Raw genomic sequence first — 23,165 nt, forward strand, 5'->3', positions numbered from 1 at the left:
TTTTTCGTGCCACTGGACAAGAGAAACAACCGATCCGTGCAGGTGCTTGGCATCGACGCGGGCGGCACCATGACCGACACGTTCTTTGTCGATGCTGACGGGGATTTCGTGGTCGGCAAGGCGCAATCGACGCCGGACAACGAGGCGCGCGGGCTGATCGAATCGAGCCGCGAGGGGCTGGATCATTGGGGCCTGTCGCTTGAGGAGGCGCTGGGGTCGATCCAGACCGGGGTCTATTCCGGCACCGCGATGCTCAACCGCGTGGTGCAGCGCAAGGGTCTGAAGACCGGGCTGATCGTCAACGCGGGGATGGAGGATTTCCACCGCATGGGCCGCGCCTGCCAGGCCTATCTGGGCATGGCCTATGAGGATCGCATCCACCTCAACACCCATTATTACGACGACCCGCTGGTACCGCGTCACCTGACCCGTGGCGTGATGGAACGGATCGACATGTTCGGCACCGTGGTCATCCCGCTGCGCGAGGAAACCGCGCGCACCGCCGCGCAGGAGCTGATCGCCCAGGATGTCGAGGGCATCGTGATCTCGCTGCTGCACAGCTACAAGAACCCCGGGCACGAACGCCGGGTGCGCGACATCGTGATCGAAGAGGTCGAGAAATCGGGCAAGCAGATCCCGGTCTTCGCCTCGACCGATTACTATCCGGTGCGCAAGGAAACCCACCGCACCAATACCACCGTGCTCGAGGCCTTCGCGGCCGAGCCGTCGCGCCAGACGCTCAAGAAGATCTCGACCGCCTTCAAGGACAACGGGTCGAAATTCGACTTCCGGGTGATGGCGACCCATGGCGGCACGATCTCGTGGAAGGCCAAGGAACTGGCGCGCACCATCGTGTCGGGTCCGATCGGCGGCGTGATCGGCGCCAAATATCTGGGCGAGGTGCTGGGATACAAGAACATCGCCTGTTCCGACATCGGCGGGACGTCGTTCGACGTGGCGCTGATCACCCAAGGGGAGCTGACCATCCAGAACGACCCGGACATGGCGCGCCTGGTGCTGTCGCTGCCGCTTGTTGGGCTCGACTCGGTCGGCGCCGGTGCCGGCAGCTTCATCCGCCTCGATCCCTATACCAAGGCGATCAAGCTGGGGCCGGATTCGGCGGGCTATCGGGTCGGCGTCTGCTGGGCCGAGAGCGGCATCGACACGGTGACGATCTCCGACTGCCACGTCATCCTGGGCTATCTGAACCCCGACAATTTCCTCGGCGGTCAGGTCAAGCTCGACCGTCAGCGCGCCTATGACGCGATGAAGGACCAGATCGCCGATCCGCTCGGCCTGACGGTGGAAGAGGCCGCCGCCGGGGTGATCGAACTCCTCGACAGCGACCTGCGCGACTATCTGCGCTCGATGATCTCGGGCAAGGGCTATTCGCCGTCCTCCTTCACCTGCTTCAGCTACGGCGGGGCCGGTCCGGTCCATACCTATGGCTATACCGAGGGGTTGGGCTTCGAGGATGTGATCGTACCGGCCTGGGCGGCGGGTTTCTCGGCCTTCGGCTGTGCGGCGGCGGATTTTGAATACCGCTATGACAAGTCGCTGGACGTGAACATTTCCGAGAAGGCCTCGGACGACGCCAAGGAGATCGAGGCGAAGACCCTGAATGAGGCCTGGCACGAACTGGCCGAGCGGGTGTTGGAAGAGTTCGAACTGAACGGCTATTCGCGCGACAAGGTGCGGCTGCAACCCGGCTATCGGATGCAATATCGCGGCCAGCTCAACGATCTGGAGATCGAAAGCCCGATCGCCTCGGCCAAGACCGCCGAAGACTGGGACAAGCTGGTCGAAGCCTTCAACGACACCTATGGCCGGGTCTACGCCGCCTCGGCGCGCTCGCCGGAACTCGGCTATTCGATCACCGGCGCGATCATGCGCGGCACGGTGCCGATCCCGAAACCCAAGATCCCCAAGGAAGAAGAAGGCAGCCCGGTGCCGCCGGAAGAGGCCAAGCTTGGCACCCGCAAGTTCTATCGCAAGGGCAAATGGGTCGACGCGCAGCTTTACCAGATGGAGCGGCTGAAGCCCGGCAACCGGGTGACCGGCCCCGCCGTCATCGAATCCGATGCCACCACCTTTGTCGTGCCGGGCGGGTTCGAAACCTGGCTCGACGGTCACCGGCTGTTCCACCTGAAAGAAGTGTAACGGCCCAGGGAGGAGAAAACCCATGAATATGCAAACCGAAATCCGCGGTATCGTCCGCGGTGGCCAGACGCTCAAGCAGCACCGCGACGAGATCATGGCCAAGACCAAGCGGACCGGCCATTATGCCGGTCTGACCGAGCGGGCGCTGCACAAGGAAAGCCCGATCCTTTACAACAAGCTGTTCTCGCGTCTGCGGGCCGGGGTGGTGGACGCGCGGGAGACCGCCAAGAAGATCGCCGCCAGCCCGATCGTGGAGCAGGAGGGCGAGCTGTGCTTCACCCTCTATAACGCCGCCGGTGACGCCATCCTGACCTCGACCGGGATCATCATCCACGTCGGCACCATGGGCGCGGCGATCAAATACATGATCGAGAACGACTGGGAGAGTAACCCGGGCATCAACGACCGGGATATCTTCTGCAACAATGACAGCCTGATCGGCAACGTGCACCCCTGTGACATCCACACCATCGTGCCGATCTTCCACAAGGGCGAGCTGATCGGCTGGGTCGGTGGCGTCACCCATGTGATCGACACCGGCGCGGTCGGCCCGGGCTCGATGACCACCGGGCAGGTGCAGCGCTTCGGCGACGGCTATTCGATCACCTGCCGCAAGATCGGCGAGAACGACGAGCTGAAGCGCGACTGGCTGCATGAAAGCCAGCGGGCGGTGCGCACCACGCGCTATTGGATGCTGGATGAACGCACCCGCGTCGCCGGCTGCCACATGATCCGCAAGCTGGTCGAAGAGGTGATCGCCGAGGAGGGGATCGAGGCCTATTGGAAATTCGCCTATGAATCGGTGGAACATGGCCGCATCGGCCTGCAGAACCGCATCAAGGCGATGACCATCCCGGGCAAGTACCGTCAGGTGGGATTCGTTGATGTGCCCTATGCCCACGAAGACGTGCGGGTGCCGTCGGACTTCGCCAAGGTCGACACCATCATGCACACGCCGTCCGAGATGACGATCCGCCCCGACGGCACCTGGCGGCTCGACTTCGAAGGGTCGAGCCGGTGGGGCTGGCATACCTACAACGCCCATTCGGTCAGCTTCACCTCAGGCATCTGGGTGATGATGACCCAGACGCTGATCCCGTCCGAGATGATCAACGACGGCGCCGCCTATGGGACCGAGTTCCGCCTGCCGAAGGGCACCTGGATGAACCCGGACGACCGGCGCGTGGCCTTCGCCTATAGCTGGCACTTCCTGGTCAGCTCCTGGACGGCGCTGTGGCGGGGTCTGTCGCGCAGCTACTTCGGCCGTGGCTATCTCGAAGAGGTCAACGCCGGCAATGCCAATACCTCGAACTGGCTGCAGGGCGGCGGGTTCAACCAGTATGACGAAATCCATGCGGTGAACTCGTTTGAATGCGCGGCCAACGGGGTCGGGGCCTCGGCCATCGCCGATGGCATCAGCCACGCGGCGGCGATCTGGAACCCCGAAGGCGACATGGGCGACATGGAAATCTGGGAGCTGGCGGAACCGCTGGTCTATCTCGGTCGTCAGATCAAGGCCAGCTCGGGCGGCGCCGGCAAGTATCGCGGCGGCTGCGGCTTCGAGAGCCTGCGGATGGTCTGGAACGCCAAGGACTGGACGATGTTCTTCATGGGCAACGGCCACATCAGCTCGGACTGGGGTCTGATGGGCGGCTATCCGGCGGCCTCGGGGTATCGCTTCGCGGCGCATGATACCGGGCTGAAGGAGAAGATCGCCAATGGCGACCCGATCCCCTTCGGCGGTGACACCGATCCGCAGAACCCGACCTTCGACGCCATGGTCAACGCCGCGGGGATCAAGCGCGACAAGCAGGCGATCACCACCGAGGAGATGTTCAAGGACTACGACCTCTACCTCAACTACATGCGGGGTGGTCCGGGCTTCGGCGATCCGCTGGATCGCGAGCCGCAGAGCGTGGCGAGCGATGTGAACGGCGGCTATCTGCTCGAACGCTTCGCCGAGACGGTCTATGGCGTCGCGCTGAGCAAGGGGGCCAACGGCCTCTTCTCCGCCGACGAGGCCGGGACCGAGGCGCTGCGCGCGAAGATCCGCAAGGATCGGCTCGCCAAGGCGCAGCCGACCCGCACCTGGATGGCGAAGGAGCGCGAGCGCATCCTCGCCAAGGACGCCGGGGTTCACGTCCAGCAGATGTTCGCCGCCAGCTTCAAGCTGGGGCCGGACTGGGCGAAGGGCTTCCGCGAGTTCTGGGAGCTGCCCGAGGACTGGCAGCTGATGGAGGCGGATCTGCCGATCCCGTCCTATGGCCGCGAATACTCGATGGACCTCTCCGATTTGCCCGACGTGAAAACCGTCAAATTCGTCGAAGAGTGATCCCGGGGGGCGCCGTGCCAGCCTCTCCCCCCAGGCGCGGCGCCCATAAATTTCAGGAGAAAACCAATGGCTTATACCAAAGCAAAGATCAAAGATCTAGTTGATGGCAAGATCGACCGCGACACGCTGCAAACGATGCTCTCGACGCCGAAGGACGCCGATCGTTTCGTCAAATACCTGGAAATCCTGCAAGAGCAGGTGCCGTGGGACGACAAGATCATCCTGCCGCTGGGGCCGAAGCTCTATATCGTGCAACGCCCCTCGGACAAGAAATGGGTGGTCAAATCCCAGGCCGGTCACGAGTTCTGCGACTGGCGGGAGAACTGGAAGCTCTACGCGGTGATGCGGGTGCGCGAGACGGCCGAGGAGATGGAAGAGCTTTATCCCCGGCTGATGGCGCCCAGTTCCGACTGGCAGGTGATCCGGGAATATTACTGCCCGCTCTCCGGCGACCTGCTGGATGTCGAGGCGCCGACGCCCTGGTATCCGGTGATCCATGACTTCGAACCGGATATCGACGCCTTCTATACCGAATGGCTGGGTCTGGCGATCCCCGAGCGCGCCGCCTGATCGCCCGCAACACCGCCGACGCCGCGCACCAGCCAGTGCGCGGCGTCTTTTATTGCCCGGGCAAGGGATCGGAGGCGGCGGATTTGGCAAGGCCATATTCCACGGCACGGTCCTGATTGGCAGGCCACGGCAGGCGATCTTGCGGAACACCGGGCGAACCCGAGTGGTGCGGTGGGGACGGCGGCGCATCTACGGCCCGGAGCGGGACGCGCCAGGGCCAGGACAGGTTATGGATGGGGGGCGGGGCTAACCACGGGGGTGACGCAGGGAAATGCAGCCATTGGCGCAGTTGCCGGCAGGGCTTGATTTGAAGGTAAAGCGATAGTTAAATGGTTCGAATGCACGCTTTTTTTGGAATATATGGAAAGTATTTTTTCTGAAATTGAAAGGAAATTAAGATGGCCAAGTCTGTCATCAAGTCGATGCGACCCGAATCTTTGTACTATGCCGACGTCTTTTCTTTTGCGACGAAGGGCCTCTTCTTCTTCGATGCCGATGACTGGGCCGCTGCCTTGCCGAGCAGGAAGTCGGCCAATGCGATCACGCTGACCACCGATTTTGTCTATAAGGTTCACGGTCTGCCGGACTATGAGGCCGAGTTCGGCTACAAGTTCCTCGGTGATTTCTCCAAATCCGGCGGCAACTGGACCGGCACCATCGACCGGGTGCAATTCCTGCGCGACGGTGAGGTCATGGGGGTGATCGCTCTCAACTCGGAGGTCGACATCTCGCGCGTGGTGAACGTTGGCGGGGCCGGGCTGATCTGGAATGAACTGACCGTGACCGGTCTGCGCGGCAAGCTGACCAATACGGACGACTATCTCAACGGATCGGTCGGCGACGACATCATCAACCTCGGGGCCGGCAACGATCAGATCAACGCCTCGCGCGGCAATGACATCGTGCGCGGCGGCGGCGGCCACGACCAGATCGACGGCTACGACGGGAATGACAGGCTTTTCGGTGGCGCCGGCAATGACAGGCTTTACGGCAAGGGCGGCGACGACCGTCTGTTCGGGCAGGCGGGCAACGACACCTTTGTGGCCGACGGTCAGGGCACCAATATCTGGACCGGCGGCAAGGGGGCCGACATGTTCCAGGTCTCCGGCCTCACCTGGGACAAGACCAGCCCGACAACCGTGACCGATTTCAACGCCCGGCAGGGAGACAAGCTTGACCTGATCGAGTTCTCGCCGCTGCTCTACAACGAGGCCGATGAGCTACGCTATATCGGCAAGAAGGAGTTCTCGGGCACCGAGGGTCTCGTGGAAATCCGCATGCAGGATGGCCTGGTCTCGATTGACAGCAATGGCGATGGCATCGCCGACTGGGGGCTGAGGCTCGACGGGCTAGGCAGTTTCAAGGCCTCCCAGACCCATTGGATCGCGGTGCCCGATTGGTGGGATTTCAGCTGACATCGCCTCGTCGCGACCAGGGCGGTCATGACCGGCTTGCCGCGACCTGGTGGAGATCGGAAGCAGGCGGGCCGGTCGTCTGGGCAGGCGGCCGGTCGGTTCAGTTCACCACAAGCTGGGAAGCCTGACGCAGGACGATCTGCGGCTTGCCCCGGTAGAGCTCCACCACGCCGGCGATCGAAACCCTTTGGCCCTCGATGGACCGCACATCAGGGAACAGGTTGGCGTGCTCGCGGAAAATCACCGCATAGAAGCTGTGCTTCGGGTAGCGGCCGCCCATGTTGATGAAGGTATTGCCCGACTTCTTGTCGTAATGCACCTGGCTTACGACACCCTCGATAAGGACGGCCTCGCCGATATGCTGGCTGGCCTCCGCGGGCGGGAGGGGATCGGCAGAGCCGGCTGCCGGCGCAAAGGCCGACAGGAGAAGGGCGAGGAGGAGGGTGGCGAGATGTTTCATCGGATGCTTGCTCCTTGACAAGCCTATCGGCCGGCGCATCGGCCGGCAAGCCGCGAGCGGTAGTCAACCGTGACCTCCCCGACGGGAGGAGCCTGCAACGATGCCCGTCGCGGCGACTGGAAGAACCGGTCGGCTTCTTGGCAGAGGCCCGGCTGCTGGCGGCGAGGAAGTCTGCGCGAACCACAAGCAGTCGCGCCGCACCCGGGAGGTTCGCGCAGCCAGATTTCAACGTCAATCCAAGGTCTTGCCGCGCTCTCTGCCATGCTCCACCCGACCAACAGGGTCGCGAAGCAACAGGATCGCGGCCGCGTGACGAATTGCCTATGGGCGAGAAGGGGTTAAACTGAGGCCGTCGCCCCCCTCGCGGGGGCGTGGATTGAAACCTCGCCGAGGTGCAGGCTGTTGATCAGCTCCGCGCGTCGCCCCCCTCGCGGGGGCGTGGATTGAAACTTCGACAGCGGGATGACATTGCGCCAGTGGTGATCCGTCGCCCCCCTCGCGGGGGCGTGGATTGAAACGATCTGCACAAGGCAGGACGAACGCAAGCTGATGTGTCGCCCCCCTCGCGGGGGCGTGGATTGAAACCAACCGCAGGGCAGAAGTGAATTCAGCATTGGCTGGTCGCCCCCCTCGCGGGGGCGTGGATTGAAACAGGGACAGTGCCATCATGGCGAGCGGCGCGTTGACGTCGCCCCCCTCGCGGGGGCGTGGATTGAAACCGCTATGACGCCGAGTACGTCCCGGCGGACGCATCTGTCGCCCCCCTCGCGGGGGCGTGGATTGAAACCAGCTCGGCAAGACGCCGGCGGCTGATGTCTGGCGCGTCGCCCCCCTCGCGGGGGCGTGGATTGAAACGGGGCAAGGAGGCGATGACGTTTCTGGAAGCGATGTCGCCCCCCTCGCGGGGGCGTGGATTGAAACCTCATTCGCCTTGATGTGCTTGGCCGCCTGCTCGGCGTCGCCCCCCTCGCGGGGGCGTGGATTGAAACCAACCTTGACCTCATGCGTCGCGATCATGATCAGGGTCGCCCCCCTCGCGGGAGCGTGGATTGAGGCGCCTGTGTTCATCGCCACTGATGATCCGTCACGGCCACGGTCGCGTCGCTGGAATGGGTCAGCGTCGGGGGCATCGTGGAGACAGTGGAAATTCCGGCCGGAGGCCCCGGGGGCGGGCTGCCCTGTGTTGTCTCGGCTCGCACGCCCGAGGCAGCCGATGCCGGCGTCCTGCAAGACGAGCGATCAGGCGATCGCGATCAGTGCGAATACCAGCCTGGGCGCCCTTCGGCGCGAGGGCCTGCCAGACATCTGGCACAGTCTTCGTTGCCGCAAGAGAGGGAGCTTTGCCAGAGATCCCTCATGCAAAGTGTCGCATGACATGATCCTGCGCCAGGCGCATCTCGGCGTAAGCGCATGACTTTCAAGTCGGAATTTTCGGAAGATGGAGCGGGTAACGGGAATCGAACCCGTAACTTAAGCTTGGGAAGCTCGCGTGATACCTTTTCACCATACCCGCGCTCTGGAGCGACTGGATAATCGCGGGCCGGAGGCGCGTCAAGGGGCGAAGCGGCGGTTTCGGGGCGAAAATTCGCGCGCTCCTCGGCCCCTCGCGGGGGCGCTTCACACGGGGCGATGCGCGTGGCGCGCCCCGCAGCGTCTTCTGCGCGAAAATACTCTGGCCGCAGGCGCGCTCAGTCGCGTCGGCGCCGTCTGCGCCCGCCCGCATTGGGGCTGGCGTTGAAGGTGACCTCGGGCAGGGCGACCAGCTTGGCCAGTTCTGGAAACGGATCGCTGAAATGCGGGATCGCATTGGCCGCCACGAAATGCTCCTGGAATTTCGGCGCGATGGCGGTTTCGACCTTGGTGATCTGGCGGACCAGCCGCTCGACCTCGGCCCGTGCGGCGATATTGCAAAGCGCGATGCGCGCCCCGGTGCCGGCGGCATTGCCGGCGCTGATCACCTTTTCCAGCGCCACGTCGGGGATCATCCCCAGCACCATGGCGTGTCTGGGCGAGATATGGGCGCCGAAGGCCCCGGCCAGAACCACCCGGTCGACCCGGTCGACCCGCATCTCGTCCATCAACAGTCGGGCGCCGGCGTAAAGCGCGGATTTCGCCAGCTGGATCGCCCGGATATCGCCCTGGGTCACGGTGATCCGCGGACCGCCGGCGGCACTGGCGTCATGGATGACATAGCTGTGCGTGCGCCCTTCGGGCAGGCAGCGCGCGCTGCCGGTCTGCTCGGCCGAGCCGATCAGGCCGGAGGCATCGAGGAGCCCCGCCATCCGCATCTCGGCCACCGCCTCGATGATGCCAGAGCCGCAGATGCCGGTGATCCCGGTGTCCGCCGTGGCGACGTCAAAGCCCGGCTCGTCCGACCACAGATCGCAGCCGATCACCCGGAACCGCGGCTCCTTCGTCACCGGGTCGATCTCCAGCCGTTCGATCGCGCCGGGGGCGGCCCGCTGGCCCGAGCTGATCTGGGCGCCTTCAAAGGCCGGACCGGTGGGAGAGGAACAGGCCAGCACCCGGGTGGTATTGCCCAGCAGCAGTTCCGCATTGGTTCCAACATCGACGATCAGTGCCAGATCCTCGGACTTCTGCGGCTCTTCCGCCAGCGCCACCGCGGCGCAATCGGCGCCGACATGGCCGGCGATGCAGGGCAGCACATAGACGCGGGCGCGGGCGTTCATCACATCAAGGTCAAGCTCCGCCGCCCCCAGTCTCAGGGCCTCGGCCGTGGCCAGGGCAAAGGGCGCCTGACCCAGTTCCACCGGGTCGATGCCAAGCAGCAGGTGGTGCATCACCGGGTTGCAGACAAAGACCGCCTCGACGATCAGCGCCGGGTCGATCCCGGCGTGATCGGCGATCTCGCGCGCCAGATCGTTCAGCGCGGCGCGCACCGCCGCGGTCATCTCCTCGGTGCCGCCGGGGTTCATCATCGCATAGGAGACCCGGCTCATCAGATCCTCGCCAAAGCGGATCTGCGGGTTCATGATCCCGGCCGAGCCCACTACGGCGCCGCTTTCCAGATCGGTCAGATGCGCGGCGATGGTGGTCGATCCCAGGTCCACCGCCAATCCGTAAAGCCCGCCCTCGTGCAGCCCGGGCCAGATCTCGATCAGCCGCGCCGGTCCGCCGCGATGGTCGCGCAAGAGCGCGACGCTGACCTGCCAATTTCCCTTGCGCAGGGCCGGTTGCAGCTTGCCCAGCAGGCTGAGGTCGGCCTCGACCGCCTCGATCCCCCATTGCTCACGCAGGGCGCGTTCCAATCGCTCCAGATCGCCGGTGGGGGAGTGCATGTCGGGCTGTTCCACCTCGACCAGAAACAGGCGGGTTGCCGGATCCATGGAGACCTGCCGCGCCGAGGCCTCCTTGCGCACCACCTGGCGGTGCACCTGGCTTTCGGGCGGCACGTCGATCACCACGTCGGCCTGGATGCAGGCCTGGCAGCCCAGCCGCCGTCCGGGCGCCAGTCCGCGCTTGTCCTGATACCGCTGCTCGACCGCGTTCCAGGGGCTGAGCGCGTCGGCGCCCACATGCACGCCATGCTTGGAAAATTCGCCGTAGGAGGGGGTGATCTGGCATTTGGAACAGATGCCGCGCCCGCCGCAGACGGACTCGAGATCGACGCCAAGCCGGCGCGCTGCGGTCAGAACCGGGGTGCCCGCCGGAAACCGTCCGCGCTTGCCGGCCGGGGTGAAGATAACAAGCGGATCCTCGGTCATGCGCCCTCTCTTTCCGGGCTCAGACTAGGGCGGGCGGGCCGGCGCGACTGTCGGGTTTGCGTCCCTTTTGCGCCGGCCTGCGACCTGTCAGCGTGCGCCGAGCCAGCCGCGCAGCACCAGCGTTGCCAGACAGAGCGCCGCCACCGGCCAGAGCGCGACGCCCGCCACCGCGCCCCAGAGCGCCAGTGCGGTCGCCGGCAGCAGCACCCAGCCGCCGGGCATGACACGGTCGCGCACCAGCCAGAGCCCGGCGAAATAAAGCGCAATTGCGGCGGCGACATATTGGCCGGCCTGATCGGCGGTGATCTCGGAATGATGGCTGATCACGTCGAATGCGGCGCCAAACCCCGCCGCGAGCAGGGCGCCGGCGAAGAAGACGATGACATGGCCATAGCCCCAGATCAGCGCGGTGGAGAGCCGGTTCGACACCAGATGCTCGGCCTCGAGGAAATAGAGCCACCAGAGGCTGAAGACGATGAGCAGGCTGGCGCCGGCGGCCGAGATCAGTGCCCAGTCGAACCCGTGGGAATAGAGCGGCTCCATCATGAAGGAGATCGACAGCAGGATCTCGCCCAGGATGATGATGTTCAGCAGGCCATAGCGTTCGATGATGTGGTGACGGTGCCAGGAGGTGGCCTTGTGCCGCTCGGCCAATGCCGGAACGGCGAGTTCGACCAGAAAGATCGCGATGCCGCCAGCGAAGAAGGCGGCGCCGCCCGGCGGGGTCGAGAAATAGAGCAGACACCAGAGCGCCTGGGCGAAGAGGATGCCCACCGCATAGCGCAGCGCGGTGCCGCGATAGTCGGGCGCGCTTTTCGCCACCCGCAGCCAGAGCCCGGCCATGCCCAGACGCATGATCACCCAGCCCCAGAGCCCATAGCCGAAATCCATCGTCTCGAAGATCCGTTCCGCCCCGGCGGCGAACAGCAGGAAACCCGCCATGATCACGAAGGTCAGCACCCGGCTGAGCGCATCATCGTTGTCGAAGGCCGAGGAATACCAGGTGTGGTTCAGCCAGACCCACCAGGTGGCGAAGAACAGGAACAGGAAGTTCGGCAGCATCTCGGCGCCGTGGTGGGCGCTGATCGCATGATGGAAGGCGGCGGTGATCGCGGCGATGGCGATGACGCTGATCAGGTCGAAGAACAGCTCCAACTGGGTGGCGGCACGGTGATGCTCATGCGGGTCGCGGGGCCGCAGCGGTCGGATCATCAGAAACAGGGACAAGGAAATACTCCATTCGCGTGGTCCCTTTGGTTTAGGGCGAATGACCGGGCGCGACAATCTGTCCGGTGACAGAGCGTCACATGCAGAGCAGGGTTGCAAGACGCGCGCGGATTGCCCGGGCAGGGCGGGCAGGGGGCGAATTGGCCTTTTCTCTCCCCCCCATCCATGCAATAGGGAAGCGCCAAACGATCCACCCCCTGGAGATGTCCGATGGAGATTCGTGAGGCCCTGACCTTCGATGACGTATTGCTTGTTCCGGCGGCTTCGTCGGTGTTGCCCTCGACGGCACACACGACGACGCGCGTAACAAGCCGTATCAGCATGAATATTCCGCTTCTGTCCAGTGCCATGGACACTGTGACCGAGGCGCGCATGGCGATCGCCATGGCGCAGGCCGGCGGCATCGGCGTGATCCACAAGAACCTCGACGCCCAGGCCCAGGCTGAAGAAGTCCGCCGCGTCAAGCGGTTTGAGAGCGGCATCGTCTATAACCCGATCACCCTGACCCCGAACCAGACCCTGGCCGATGCCAAGGCGCTGTGCGACCGCTACGGCTTCACCGGCTTCCCGGTGGTCGACGAGATGGGCCGCGTCGTCGGCATCGTCACCAACCGCGACATGCGCTTCGCCCGCGAGGATGCCACCCCCGTCCATGCGATGATGACGAGCGATAACCTTGCCATCCTGCGGGAACCGGCCGATCGCGCCGAGGCGATCAACCTGATGAAGGAGCGCCGGATCGAAAAGCTGCTGGTCACCAATGCCGAGGGCAGGCTGACCGGGCTTCTGACCTTGAAGGATACCGAGAAGGCGGTGCTGAACCCCACCGCCTGCAAGGACGATCTGGGCCGGCTGCGGGTGGCGGCAGCGACTTCGGTGGGCGATTCCGGCTATGAACGTTCGGGCGAGCTGATCGACGCCGGCGTCGACATTCTGGTGATCGACACCGCGCACGGCCATTCCGCCGGCGTGCTCGACGCGGTGACCCGCGCCAAGACGCTGTCGAACGACGTGCAGATCATCGCCGGCAACGTCGCCACCGCCGAGGCGACGCGGGCGCTGATCGACGCGGGCGCCGATGCGGTCAAGGTGGGCATCGGCCCGGGCTCGATCTGCACCACGCGGATGGTGGCGGGCGTCGGCGTGCCGCAGCTCACCGCGATCATGGATTGCGCCCGGGCCGCCGGTGACGTGCCGGTGATCGCCGATGGCGGCATCAAGTTCTCGGGCGATTTCGCCAAGGCGATCGCCGCCGGGGCCTCCTGCGCCATGATCGGCTCGATGATCGCCGGCACCGACGAGGCGCCGGGCGAGGTGGTGCTCTATCAGGGCCGCTCGTTCAAATCCTATCGCGGCATGGGCAGCCTCGGCGCCATGGCACGCGGCTCGGCCGATCGCTATTTCCAGAAGGATGCGGCCAGCGACAAGCTGGTGCCGGAAGGCATCGAAGGCCAGGTGCCCTATAAGGGCCCGGCGGCGACGGTGATCCACCAGCTGGTCGGCGGCCTGCGCGCCGCCATGGGCTATACCGGCAACGCCACCATCGAAGAGATGCGCAAGAACTGCAATTTCGTGCGGATCACCGGCGCGGGCCTGAGCGAAAGCCATGTCCACGACGTGCAGATCACCCGCGAAAGCCCGAACTACCGGATCGGGTGAGCGCAATGACACCGCCGATCGCCCGTTTCCGTGCCGGCCTGACCGAGATCCTCTGCCTGACCGACGGGCAGCTTGATCTCGGCACCGGGGTCTTTCCCGAGGCCGATCCGGAGCGGGTGGCGGCGGTGCTGCCCGAGGGGTTGAAGCCCGAGGTCAACGTGCACCTGCTGCGCCATGCCGACGGTACGCTCGATCTGGTCGATACCGGCTGCGGGCCGACCATCTATGCCGGTGCCGGCGGCCGGCTGCCGGGGCTGCTCGACGGTCTCGGCATTGCGCCGGCTGAGATCGACCGGGTGATCTTCACCCACCTGCATGGCGATCACGCCGCCGGCGCGCTGCACCCCGACGGCAGCCCGGTGTTCCCGGCGGCGCGGCTGGTGATGCATGCGGCCGAACAGGCCTTCTGGCAGGGCCGCGAGGATACCGCGGGGGGCCGTCTGCTGGCGGCCTGCAGCGATCAGGTGGAGGTGGTCGGAGACGGCGACACCCTGGGGCAGGGGATGACCACCTGGCATCTGCCGGGGCATACGCCCGGCCACATGGGGCTGCGGTTCGACGGTGGCCTGGTGCTTTTGGGCGATGTGATCCATTGTCCCGAGTTGCAATTCCCCGATCCCGACATCCACACCCGCTATGACATCGACCCGGCGCAGGGCGATGCCTCGCGCCGCATGGCGCTTGCCACCATCGCCGCCGAGGGGTTGGTGTTCAGTGCCAGCCATCTGACCGGGGCGCAGAAGTTCCTGCGGCTCGAGGTCGCGGGCGATGGATACCGGAGCGTTGCACCGTGACGCCTGCCGCCCGCCTCGCCGCGGCCATCGACATTCTTGACCAGATCACCGCCGGCACCCCGGCCGAACAGGCGCTGACCGGCTGGGCGCGGCACAGCCGCTTTGCCGGCTCGAAGGACCGCGCCGCGGTGCGCGATCACGTCTTCGACGTGTTGCGCGCGCGTCGCTCGCTCGCCGCCCTTGGCGGGGCCGCCACCGGGCGCGGGCTGGTGCTGGGGCTCTGCCGTCGCGACGGCATCGACCCCGCGACGATGTTCACCGGCGAGGGCCACGCGCCGGCGCCGCTTGCGGCCGAGGAGCTTGCCGCCGGTCATCCCCCGGCGCCGGGGGCGGAGGCGATGGATATCCCGGACTGGCTCTGGCCCGAGTTCACGGCCAGCCTGGGGGATCGGGCCGAGGCCGCCGCGCAGGTGCTGCAATCCCGCGCGCCGGTACATCTCAGGGTCAATCTGGCCAAGGTGTCGCGGCAGGAGGCCCTTGCGGCCCTGGCAGCGGACGGGGTGATCACCCAGCCCCATCCGGCCGCCGAGACCGCGCTCGAGGTCACCGAGGGCGCGCGGGCCATCCGCAATGCCGCCGCCTATCTCGACGGTCGGGTCGAATTGCAGGATGCCGCCAGCCAGGCGGTGGTCGAGGCCCTGCCGCTGCAAGAGGGCATGCGGGTGCTGGATTATTGCGCCGGCGGCGGCGGCAAGACGCTGGCGCTTGGCGCCCGGGCGCGGCTCGCCCTCTTTGCCCATGACGCCGCGCCGCGCCGGATGCGCGATCTGCCCGCCCGGGCCGAGCGCGCCGGGCTCAAAGTGAGCCTGCTGGAGGGCGACGAGGTCGACCGCAAGGCGCCCTATGATCTGGTGCTCTGCGACGTGCCCTGTTCCGGCAGCGGCTCCTGGCGGCGGGCGCCCGAGGGCAAATGGCTGCTGACGCCCGAAGGGCTCGATCAGCTCAATGTCACGCAGGATCAGATCCTCGACCGCGCTGCCGGCCTGGTGGCGCCGGGCGGCATGCTGGCCTATGCCACCTGTTCCCAGCTTGACCGCGAGAACGGCCAGCGGATCGACGCCTTTCTGGCGCGCCATCCCGGCTGGCGCTGCGCCTGGCGCCGCTCCTGGCCGGTCGAGGGCGGTACTGACGGGTTCTTCTCCGCCCACTTGACCCGCGAGTAATCTGTCTCATAATCGCCTTCAGGTGGAAAAGATCAGCGTTAAGACGGGTTTAACCCTTCTGCCGCGACAAAGAGGCCTCAATACCACCCGACTCCTGTCGCGCGATATCCGGGCGCGGGGTCTCAACCCCAGGGACGGAGCCTGCCGTGACCAGCCGCCCGATCAAGGTCAAGAACCTGTTTCATATTCCCGCGCCCGATGCGTCGCGCGTGGTCGGGGTGATGCTGCTGGCGCTCTGCCTGATCATCGGCGGGTTGACCTTGGCGCAACCGGGGCTGCCGCGGCTGGGGTCGCTGGCGGCAGGGGCGACGCTGATGGCGGTCAGCCTGGTGCTCTGGGCGCAACGGCGGGTGGCGCGCAATGCGCTCGATCTGGCCCATGAGCTGCTTGAGGGGTTCATCGAAAAGGACGCGGTGCCAAGTTTCGTCGCCGACGCCGAAGGCCGGGTCCGGGCGCGCAATCTCGCCGCCGAAACGCAATTTCCCGAGACCGATAGCGAGACATTGGCCGGCACCCTGCGGTCGATCTTCGCCAACCCCTCGGCGGTGCTCTACCGGCTGCAGACCCGGGCCGCCCAGGGTGGCGCCGCCAGCGAGGATCTGGTGACCCGGCGCGGTCATGTCCGCCTTGCCGTGCATCAGATGGGCGATCAGGGGTTCCTGTGGCGGGTCGATGACATGTCCGAGCGGCCGCATTCCGCCCGCGGGGCCGAGGCGATGCCGGTGCCGGTGATCACCCTGGGTCGGGCAGGTGCGGTGCTGTTCATGAACGAGGCCGCGCGCCTCCTGGTCGGCCAGAGGGTGAAGTCTCTCGACCGGCTGTTCCCGGCGCTGCCGGTGCGCAAGGGGCAGGTCAATGTGATCTCGACCACCGAGGGGCTGCGCGACGTTCTGGTGCTGGAATTCGACGGCGCCGCCGGGCGGGCGGAGCTGTTCCTGATGCCGACCGAGGGCAAGATCGGCGCCTCCCAGGCCTCGGGGTTCGACACGCTGCCGGTGCCGATGCTCAGGTTGGCACCCTCGGGGCGCATATTGGCTGCCAACCGCCAGGCGGTGGAACTTTTGGGCGCGCCGGTGGGGCCCGAGGCGATGATCGGCAGTTTCATGCAGGGGCTCGGCCGACCGATCGCCGACTGGCTGCGCGACACCGCCCGTGGCGCCGGCGCCCATCCCAGCGAATTCCTGCGGCTGTCTCGCAAGGATCGCGAGACCTTCGTCCAGGTCAGCCTGAGCCGCGTGGTCGAGGAGGGGGCGCCGGTGCTGATCGCGGTGATGAATGACGCGACCGAGCTGAAATCGCTCGAGGCGCAATTCGTCCAGAGCCAGAAGATGCAGGCGATCGGCCAGCTCGCCGGCGGTATCGCGCATGATTTCAACAACCTTCTCACCGCGATCTCCGGCCATTGCGACCTGCTGTTGCTGCGCCACGATCAGGGCGATCAGGACTTTGGCGATCTGATGCAGATCCGGCAGAACGCCAACCGCGCCGCATCGCTCGTCGGCCAGTTGCTGGCTTTTTCGCGCAAGCAGACCTTGCGCCCGCAGGTGGTGGATCTGCGCGACACGCTGTCCGACCTGACCCATCTGCTCAACCGCCTGGTGGGGGAAAAGGTCACGCTGACGCTGAGCCATGATCCGGTGTTGCGACCGATCCGGGCGGACAAGCGGCAGCTGGAGCAGGTGCTGATGAACCTTGTGGTCAACGCCCGTGATGCGATGCCCCAGGGCGGCGAGATCCGGATCGAGACCGAGGTGCTGAGCCTGGACGCGCCGCTGGAGCGCGATCGCGCCACCGTGCCGGCGGGCGATTATGTCACCGTCAAGGTGCGCGACGAAGGTGTCGGCATCCCGCGCGACAAGCTGCAGAAGATTTTCGAACCCTTCTATACCACCAAGCGCACCGGCGAGGGCACCGGGCTGGGGCTGTCGACCGCCTATGGCATCATCAAGCAGACCGGCGGCTATATCTTCGTCGATTCCGTCGAAGGGGCGGGCACCGAATTCACCCTCTATTTCCCGGCCTACGAACCCAACGACGAGGATCAGCCGGCCCCCGTCGCCGCCATCGCGGCAGAGCCCGCGCATCAGGGCGAGGGCGTTGTCCTGCTGGTCGAGGACGAGGCGCCGGTGCGTGCCTTCGCCTCGCGCGCGCTGAGATTGCGCGGCTATACCGTGCTGGAGGCCGAATCGGCCGAGGATGCGCTGAAGATGCTGGAAGACCCCGATCTGGCGGTGGATGTCTTCGTCACCGATGTGGTGATGCCTGGCCTCGATGGGCCCACCTGGGTGCGCCAGGCCCAGATCCAGCGCCCCGACGTGCGGGTGGTCTTCGTCTCGGGCTATGCCGAGGGCGCCTTCGAGGCGGACGCGCCGGAGGTGCCGAATTCGGTCTTCCTGCCCAAGCCCTTCTCGCTGACGCAACTGGCCGAGACGGTCTATCAGCAGATGCGCCAGCCGCCGGCGGGCCGATCAGCTCAGCCGATCGAGTCGTAAAGGTCGAATTCCTCGGCGCATTTGCGGCGCAGCTTGGCCTCTATCCCCTTGGAAAGGCTGAGCGGCATCTCGGGAGAGACGTTTTCGCGCGCGGTGTCGATCTTCATCGCCAGCCGGTCCTCGAGAAAGGCGTGCAGCCGGTCGGGCTCCTCATAGCGGAAGAGATGGGTCACCCGGGTGCCGTTGGGCCGGGGTTCGAGGAATTTGGCCTGGCTGCCGACGCGGGCAAAGCCGGGCGGTTCGCCCTTCACATAGGCCTCGACGAAATCGTCGAAGCTGAGATCGTGGGTGGAATTCTCCTTGCCCTGCATGAAGGGGCGGCGGCGGTATCGGTACCAGCTTCCCAACCAGCTGACCGGCTCGCGCATGACGGCGAGGGTGTCCATGTCGGCGTGGCAGACTTTTTCGAACATCGGCCGGAAGAAACGGTTATAGCGATAGACCGGCGCATGCTTCAATTCGGGCGGATCCGAGATGACGATATCGGCGCGGTCCCTCAGAGCGGTCTGATAGGCCGTGGTGCCCGTTTTCGGCACCGAGAGGAAAACCAGTCGTTCTTTATAGAAAACAAGCATTTAGACTTATACCTCCGGCGCCGATCGCGGCCAAGTCCGCCGTAAACGCAAATTTAACTAAAATCGTAAAATGCTGGGGGTGCAAGTTTATGATTGAAATGTTCTCCTTTTACCCCCATAAGGAACAAGAGGTGAACAAACACGCGATTGCCGCCCGGTGACGGGTGTGCCAAACATAGGGCGAATGGGACAATGGCGGATCTTTTGACGATGAGCAGCAAGAACGATAAATCCAGCGCCGACAAGCAGAAAGCTCTGGAAAGCGCGCTGGCCCAGATTGAACGGCAGTTCGGCAAGGGCTCGATCATGAAGCTGGGCGGCGACAACGCCCTGCCGGAGATCGAGGCGAGTTCGACCGGCTCTCTGGGGTTGGATATCGCGCTGGGGATCGGCGGGCTGCCGATGGGCCGGATCGTCGAGATCTACGGGCCGGAAAGCTCGGGCAAGACCACGTTGACGCTGCATTGCATCGCCGAGCAGCAAAAGCGTGGCGGCATCTGTGCCTTTGTCGATGCCGAACATGCGCTGGATCCGCTCTATGCCCGCAAGCTGGGCGTCAATCTGGACGAGCTGTTGATCTCGCAGCCCGATACCGGCGAACAGGGGCTGGAGATCACCGATACGCTGGTGCGCTCCGGGGCGGTCAATATGGTGGTGGTCGATTCGGTCGCCGCCTTGACCCCGAAGTCCGAGCTTGAGGGCGACATGGGCGATTCCAGCGTCGGCGTGCAGGCCCGGTTGATGAGCCAGGCGATGCGCAAGCTGACCGGGTCGATCTCGCGGTCCAACTGCATGGTGATCTTCATCAACCAGATCCGGATGAAGATCGGCGTGATGTTCGGCAGCCCGGAAACCACCACCGGCGGCAACGCCCTGAAATTCTACTCCTCGGTACGTCTCGATATCCGCCGCATCGGCTCGATCAAGGATCGCGACGAGGTGGTCGGCAACGCCACCCGGGTCAAGGTGGTCAAGAACAAGGTGGCGCCGCCCTTCAAGCAGGTGGAATTCGACATCATGTATGGCGAAGGCATCTCGAAGATGGGGGAATTGCTGGACCTGGGGGTGAAGGCCGGGGTCGTCAACAAATCCGGCGCCTGGTTCAGCTATGGCGACGAACGCATCGGCCAGGGGCGGGAGAACGCCAAGCAGTTCCTGCGCGAGCACGAGCCGATCGCGCTGGAGATCGAGGATAAGATCCGTGCCTCGCACGGGCTCGAATTCGATATGGTCGACCATTCGGAAGCCGGCGACGATATCCTCGAGGCGTGAGCGAGGCTCACCGCGCAAGGGATTGGGGCAGGGCCATCAGGCGCTGCCCTTTTTCTTTGGCCCGATCTTTGTGCCCCGCTGCCGCAGTTTCGGGCAAGCGGCAGTGGACAGGGCGGAACCAGGGGGATAAACCTGCGCGGAACCGCATAACTGACCGCCGAGAGCCCCCAAAATGTTCACCCTCAACGACATCCGGTCGACCTTTCTGGACTATTTCGCCAAACAGGGACATCAGATCGTCCCCTCCAGCCCGCTGGTGCCGCGCAACGACCCGACGCTGATGTTCACCAACGCGGGGATGGTTCAGTTCAAGAACCTGTTCACCGGGGTCGAACACCGCGACTACAAGCGTGCGACCTCGGCGCAGAAATGCGTGCGCGCCGGTGGCAAGCACAATGACCTCGACAACGTCGGCTATACCGCGCGTCACCATACCTTCTTTGAAATGATGGGGAATTTCTCCTTTGGCGACTATTTCAAGGAAGATGCCATTCCCTTCGCCTGGGAGCTGATCACCAAGGAATTGGGGATCGACAAGAACCGATTGCTGGTCACGGTCTATCATACCGATGACGAGGCCGCCGCGATCTGGAAGAAGGTTGCCGGCTTCTCCGATGACCGGATCATCCGGATCCCCACCAACGACAACTTCTGGATGATGGGGCCGACCGGCCCCTGCGGTCCCTGCACCGAGATCTTCTATGATCACGGCGATCACATCTGGGGTGGCCCTCCGGGCAGCCCGGAGGAGGATGGCGACCGTTTCGTCGAGATCTGGAACCTCGTCTTCATGCAATACGAGCAGTTCGAGGACGGCACCCGGCGCGAGCTGGCGGCGCAGTCGATCGACACCGGCATGGGGATCGAACGGGTCGCGGCGCTGCTCCAGGGCACCAACGACAACTATGCCACCGACCTGATGCGCAGCCTGATCCTGGCCAGCGCCGATGCCACCAGCACCGATCCCGACGGGGCGGGCCGCATCCATCACCGGGTGATCGCCGATCACCTGCGGTCGACCTCCTTCCTGATCGCCGACGGGGTGATGCCCAGCAATGACGGGCGCGGCTATGTGCTGCGGCGGATCATGCGCCGGGCGATGCGTCATGCGCACCTGCTGGGCGCCAAGGATCCGCTGATGTACCGCCTGGTGCCGGCGCTGGTCCGCCAGATGGGCGAGGCCTATCCGGAACTCGGCCGGGCGCAGGCGCTGATCGAAGAGACGCTGAAGCTGGAGGAAACCCGCTTCAAGCAGACCCTCGATCGCGGTCTGAAACTGCTCGACGACGAACTGGCGGGCCTGCCCGAGGATGCGGCGCTGCCGGGCGAGGCGGCGTTCAAGCTTTACGACACCTACGGCTTCCCGCTCGACCTGACGCAGGACGCGCTGCGCGAAAAGGGCCGCTCCGTCGATACCAGCGGCTTCGACAGCGCCATGGCGGAACAGAAGGCCAAGGCGCGTGCCGCCTGGGCCGGTTCCGGCGAGGCGGCGGATGCCACCATCTGGTACGATATCGCCGAGAACAAGGGCACGACCGAATTCCTCGGCTATGACACCGAGACCGCCGAGGGGCAGATCCTGGCGCTGATCAAGGATGGGGCCGAGGTGGCCGAGGCCAAGGCTGGCGACACCGTGCAGATCGCGCTGAACCAGACGCCCTTCTATGGCGAATCCGGTGGCCAGATCGGCGACACCGGCACCCTGCGCGCCGACAGCGGCGTGGCCAGGATCATCGACACCCGCAAGGCCGCCGGCGTCTTTATCCATTTCGCCGAGGTGGTCGAGGGCAAGCTGACCGTGGGCGAGGGCGCGTTGCTGGAGGTCGATCACGACCGCCGCGCCGCGATCCGCGCCAACCACTCCGCCACCCACCTGCTGCACGAGGCGCTGCGCCGCGCGCTTGGCGATCACGTGGCACAGCGCGGCTCGCTCAACGCGGCCGACCGGCTGCGCTTCGACTTCAGCCATGCCAAGGCGCTCAGCTCCGAGGAGATCGCCCAGGTCGAGGCGGAGGTGAACGACTACATCCGGCAGAACACCGCGGTGGAAACCCGGATCATGACGCCGGACGATGCCCGCGCGCTTGGGGCCCAGGCGCTGTTCGGCGAGAAATACGGCGACGAGGTCCGCGTGGTGTCGATGGGCGTGCAACCCGGCTCCGGCAAGGGGGCGGATCATGAGACCTATTCGCTGGAACTCTGCGGCGGCACCCATGTGAAACGGACCGGCGATATCGGCGAATTCATCTTGCTGGGGGACAGCGCCAGCAGCGCCGGCGTGCGCCGGATCGAGGCGCTGACCGGCCCGGGGGCCGAGGCCTATGTGGTGAAGATGCGTACCATCCTCGCCGATCTGCAGGCCGAGCTTAAGGCCACCCCCGACGAGATGGTCGAACGGGTACGCGCCGAGCAGCAACGGCTTAAGGAGCTGAGCAACGAGGTGGCGCAACTGCGTCGCGATCTGGCGATGGCCGGCAGTGGCAAGGCGGCGCCCGAGGTCAAGGAGATCGGCGGCGTCAAATTCGTCGCCCAGGCGCTGACCGGTGTCACCGGCAAGGATCTGCCGCCGCTGGTCGACGAACACAAGGCGCGGCTGGGCTCAGGCGTGGTGCTGCTGATCGCCGACACCGGCGGCAAGGTCGCCGTGGCGGTGGGGGTGACCCCGGATCTGACCGAAAGGGTGAAGGCTCCGGATCTGCTGCGCCCGGCGGTCGAAGCGCTTGGCGGCAAGGGTGGCGGTGGCCGGCCCGACATGGCGCAGGGCGGCGGCAGCGATTTCAGCAAGGCCGACGAGGCGATCGCCGCGGCGGAGAAAGCGTTGGAGGGATAACGCGATGGGCGCACTCTGGATCGCGCATGTGACGGTCACCGATGAGGAGGCCTATGGCAAATACGCCAAGCTCGCCGGGCCGGCGATTGCCAAGCATGGTGGTGAGTTCATCGCCCGGGGCGGCCGTTACGTGCAGCTCGAAGGTAAGGAACGGCCGCGCAACGTGGTCGCCAAATTCCCCAGCGTCGAGGCGGCGGTGGAGTGCTATCACTCCCCCGAGTATCAGGAGGCGCTGAGCCATGCGCGCGGCGCCTCGGAGCGCGAGCTGATGGTGGTCGAGACCAGCGAATAACGCTGTTTCCCTTCTTCCTTGCTGCGGCAGGGAAGCGGGCAATCGGTTCACCGATCTTTGACGAAAGAGAAAAGCGCGCGGGCCAGGGCCTGCGCGCTTTTTCGTGTCGGCTCAGATTTCTGCCGGGGCCTGGCCGGGCCTGCCGGGGTCAGCCAGCGCCAGTCGGGGCCAAGAAAAAGGCCGCCCCGGAGGGCGGCCT

At 65.4% G+C, this 23,165-nt stretch carries 15 protein-coding genes, 1 tRNA gene and 1 CRISPR repeat array; of the genes, 11 read left to right on the top strand and 5 right to left on the bottom strand.

Annotation, left to right across the window (positions count from 1 at the left end; genetic code table 11):
- Positions 1-6: 6 nt before the first annotated feature.
- The 4 genes from ACN0V4_RS10360 to ACN0V4_RS10375 all read left to right on the top strand — a co-directional run bounded on the left by ACN0V4_RS10360 (position 7) and on the right by ACN0V4_RS10375 (position 6,477).
- A complete protein-coding gene (locus ACN0V4_RS10360) occupies positions 7-2,160 on the top strand; it encodes a hydantoinase/oxoprolinase family protein (protein WP_417675740.1) in 2,154 nt (717 codons plus the stop codon).
- 22 nt (positions 2,161-2,182) lie between these two features.
- Positions 2,183-4,492, top strand: a complete 2,310-nt coding sequence (locus ACN0V4_RS10365; protein ID WP_417675742.1) for a hydantoinase B/oxoprolinase family protein — start codon at positions 2,183-2,185, stop codon at positions 4,490-4,492.
- A 66-nt stretch (positions 4,493-4,558) separates the two neighbouring features.
- Positions 4,559-5,062 carry an acetone carboxylase subunit gamma gene (locus ACN0V4_RS10370; protein WP_417675744.1) on the top strand — a complete coding sequence of 168 codons (504 nt, stop codon included), beginning with the start codon at positions 4,559-4,561 and terminating at the stop codon, positions 5,060-5,062.
- 398 nt (positions 5,063-5,460) lie between these two features.
- Positions 5,461-6,477 (top strand): calcium-binding protein, encoded by a 1,017-nt coding sequence (locus ACN0V4_RS10375; RefSeq protein ID WP_417675746.1) that lies wholly within the window; start codon positions 5,461-5,463, stop codon positions 6,475-6,477.
- Between the two features lie 100 nt (positions 6,478-6,577).
- Here ACN0V4_RS10375 and ACN0V4_RS10380 read toward each other — a convergent pair whose 3' ends face one another.
- The 4 genes from ACN0V4_RS10380 to ACN0V4_RS10395 all read right to left on the bottom strand — a co-directional run bounded on the left by ACN0V4_RS10380 (position 6,578) and on the right by ACN0V4_RS10395 (position 11,889).
- Positions 6,578-6,937: a nucleotide-binding protein gene (locus ACN0V4_RS10380; RefSeq protein ID WP_417675748.1), complete on the bottom strand. Its 360-nt coding sequence runs from the start codon at positions 6,935-6,937 to the stop codon at positions 6,578-6,580.
- Between the two features lie 351 nt (positions 6,938-7,288).
- Positions 7,289-7,993: direct repeats of the CRISPR family, unit length 32 nt; unit sequence GTCGCCCCCCTCGCGGGGGCGTGGATTGAAAC.
- Between the two features lie 383 nt (positions 7,994-8,376).
- Positions 8,377-8,450 (bottom strand) — tRNA-Gly (locus ACN0V4_RS10385).
- A gap of 175 nt (positions 8,451-8,625) precedes the next feature.
- Positions 8,626-10,662 carry an ASKHA domain-containing protein gene (locus tag ACN0V4_RS10390; protein WP_417675750.1) on the bottom strand — a complete coding sequence of 679 codons (2,037 nt, stop codon included), beginning with the start codon at positions 10,660-10,662 and terminating at the stop codon, positions 8,626-8,628.
- An 87-nt stretch (positions 10,663-10,749) separates the two neighbouring features.
- The gene (locus ACN0V4_RS10395) at positions 10,750-11,889 is read right to left on the bottom strand and encodes a low temperature requirement protein A (protein ID WP_417675752.1); all 1,140 of its coding nucleotides are present in this window, start codon (positions 11,887-11,889) and stop codon (positions 10,750-10,752) included.
- Between the two features lie 210 nt (positions 11,890-12,099).
- Here ACN0V4_RS10395 and guaB point away from each other — a divergent pair, with 210 nt between their 5' ends.
- From guaB to ACN0V4_RS10415, 4 genes are all read left to right on the top strand, one after another.
- On the top strand, positions 12,100-13,548 hold the full coding sequence (guaB, locus tag ACN0V4_RS10400) for an IMP dehydrogenase (RefSeq protein ID WP_417675754.1): 1,449 nt from the start codon (positions 12,100-12,102) through the stop codon (positions 13,546-13,548).
- Between the two features lie 5 nt (positions 13,549-13,553).
- Positions 13,554-14,342, top strand: coding sequence for an MBL fold metallo-hydrolase (locus ACN0V4_RS10405; RefSeq protein WP_417675756.1), 789 nt, complete (start codon positions 13,554-13,556; stop codon positions 14,340-14,342).
- On the top strand, positions 14,339-15,505 hold the full coding sequence (locus ACN0V4_RS10410; RefSeq protein ID WP_417675758.1) for an RsmB/NOP family class I SAM-dependent RNA methyltransferase: 1,167 nt from the start codon (positions 14,339-14,341) through the stop codon (positions 15,503-15,505). Before ACN0V4_RS10405 ends, ACN0V4_RS10410 begins: the two co-directional genes overlap by 4 nt.
- A gap of 221 nt (positions 15,506-15,726) precedes the next feature.
- Entirely contained in the window at positions 15,727-17,997 is a 2,271-nt protein-coding gene (locus ACN0V4_RS10415) for an ATP-binding protein (RefSeq protein ID WP_417676386.1), read from the top strand.
- Here ACN0V4_RS10415 and ACN0V4_RS10420 read toward each other — a convergent pair.
- A complete protein-coding gene (locus ACN0V4_RS10420; protein WP_417675760.1) occupies positions 17,979-18,572 on the bottom strand; it encodes a gamma-glutamyl kinase in 594 nt (197 codons plus the stop codon). The two genes, ACN0V4_RS10415 and ACN0V4_RS10420, sit on opposite strands and share 19 nt — an antisense overlap.
- A gap of 192 nt (positions 18,573-18,764) precedes the next feature.
- Here ACN0V4_RS10420 and recA point away from each other — a divergent pair, with 192 nt between their 5' ends.
- The 3 genes from recA (at position 18,765) to ACN0V4_RS10435 (ending at position 22,966) form a co-directional block, all read left to right on the top strand.
- Complete coding sequence (gene recA, locus ACN0V4_RS10425; RefSeq protein ID WP_417675762.1) at positions 18,765-19,844, top strand: recombinase RecA; 1,080 nt, start codon at positions 18,765-18,767, stop codon at positions 19,842-19,844.
- Positions 19,845-20,016: 172 nt separating this feature from the next.
- Complete coding sequence (gene alaS / locus ACN0V4_RS10430; RefSeq protein ID WP_417675764.1) at positions 20,017-22,674, top strand: alanine--tRNA ligase; 2,658 nt, start codon at positions 20,017-20,019, stop codon at positions 22,672-22,674.
- A 4-nt stretch (positions 22,675-22,678) separates the two neighbouring features.
- A complete protein-coding gene (locus ACN0V4_RS10435; RefSeq protein WP_417675766.1) occupies positions 22,679-22,966 on the top strand; it encodes a DUF1330 domain-containing protein in 288 nt (95 codons plus the stop codon).
- Positions 22,967-23,165 lie beyond the last annotated feature (199 nt).

Origin of the sequence: Pseudodonghicola sp. (genome assembly GCF_048268305.1) — a bacterium.
Lineage (GTDB): Bacteria > Pseudomonadota > Alphaproteobacteria > Rhodobacterales > Rhodobacteraceae > Pseudodonghicola.

Excerpts from the sequence above, each read along its gene's own strand:
- ACN0V4_RS10365 (WP_417675742.1), top strand. The coding sequence starts at position 2,183 with ATGAATATGCAAACCGAAATCCGCGGTATCGTCCGCGGTGGCCAGACG.
- ACN0V4_RS10420 (WP_417675760.1), bottom strand. The coding sequence starts at position 18,572 with ATGCTTGTTTTCTATAAAGAACGACTGGTTTTCCTCTCGGTGCCGAAA.
- ACN0V4_RS10370 (WP_417675744.1), top strand. The coding sequence starts at position 4,559 with ATGGCTTATACCAAAGCAAAGATCAAAGATCTAGTTGATGGCAAGATC.
- guaB (WP_417675754.1), top strand. The coding sequence starts at position 12,100 with ATGGAGATTCGTGAGGCCCTGACCTTCGATGACGTATTGCTTGTTCCG.
- ACN0V4_RS10435 (WP_417675766.1), top strand. The coding sequence starts at position 22,679 with ATGGGCGCACTCTGGATCGCGCATGTGACGGTCACCGATGAGGAGGCC.
- ACN0V4_RS10390 (WP_417675750.1), bottom strand. The coding sequence starts at position 10,662 with ATGACCGAGGATCCGCTTGTTATCTTCACCCCGGCCGGCAAGCGCGGA.
- ACN0V4_RS10415 (WP_417676386.1), top strand. The coding sequence starts at position 15,727 with ATGCTGCTGGCGCTCTGCCTGATCATCGGCGGGTTGACCTTGGCGCAA.
- ACN0V4_RS10375 (WP_417675746.1), top strand. The coding sequence starts at position 5,461 with ATGGCCAAGTCTGTCATCAAGTCGATGCGACCCGAATCTTTGTACTAT.
- recA (WP_417675762.1), top strand. The coding sequence starts at position 18,765 with ATGGCGGATCTTTTGACGATGAGCAGCAAGAACGATAAATCCAGCGCC.
- ACN0V4_RS10380 (WP_417675748.1), bottom strand. The coding sequence starts at position 6,937 with ATGAAACATCTCGCCACCCTCCTCCTCGCCCTTCTCCTGTCGGCCTTT.
- ACN0V4_RS10405 (WP_417675756.1), top strand. The coding sequence starts at position 13,554 with ATGACACCGCCGATCGCCCGTTTCCGTGCCGGCCTGACCGAGATCCTC.
- alaS (WP_417675764.1), top strand. The coding sequence starts at position 20,017 with ATGTTCACCCTCAACGACATCCGGTCGACCTTTCTGGACTATTTCGCC.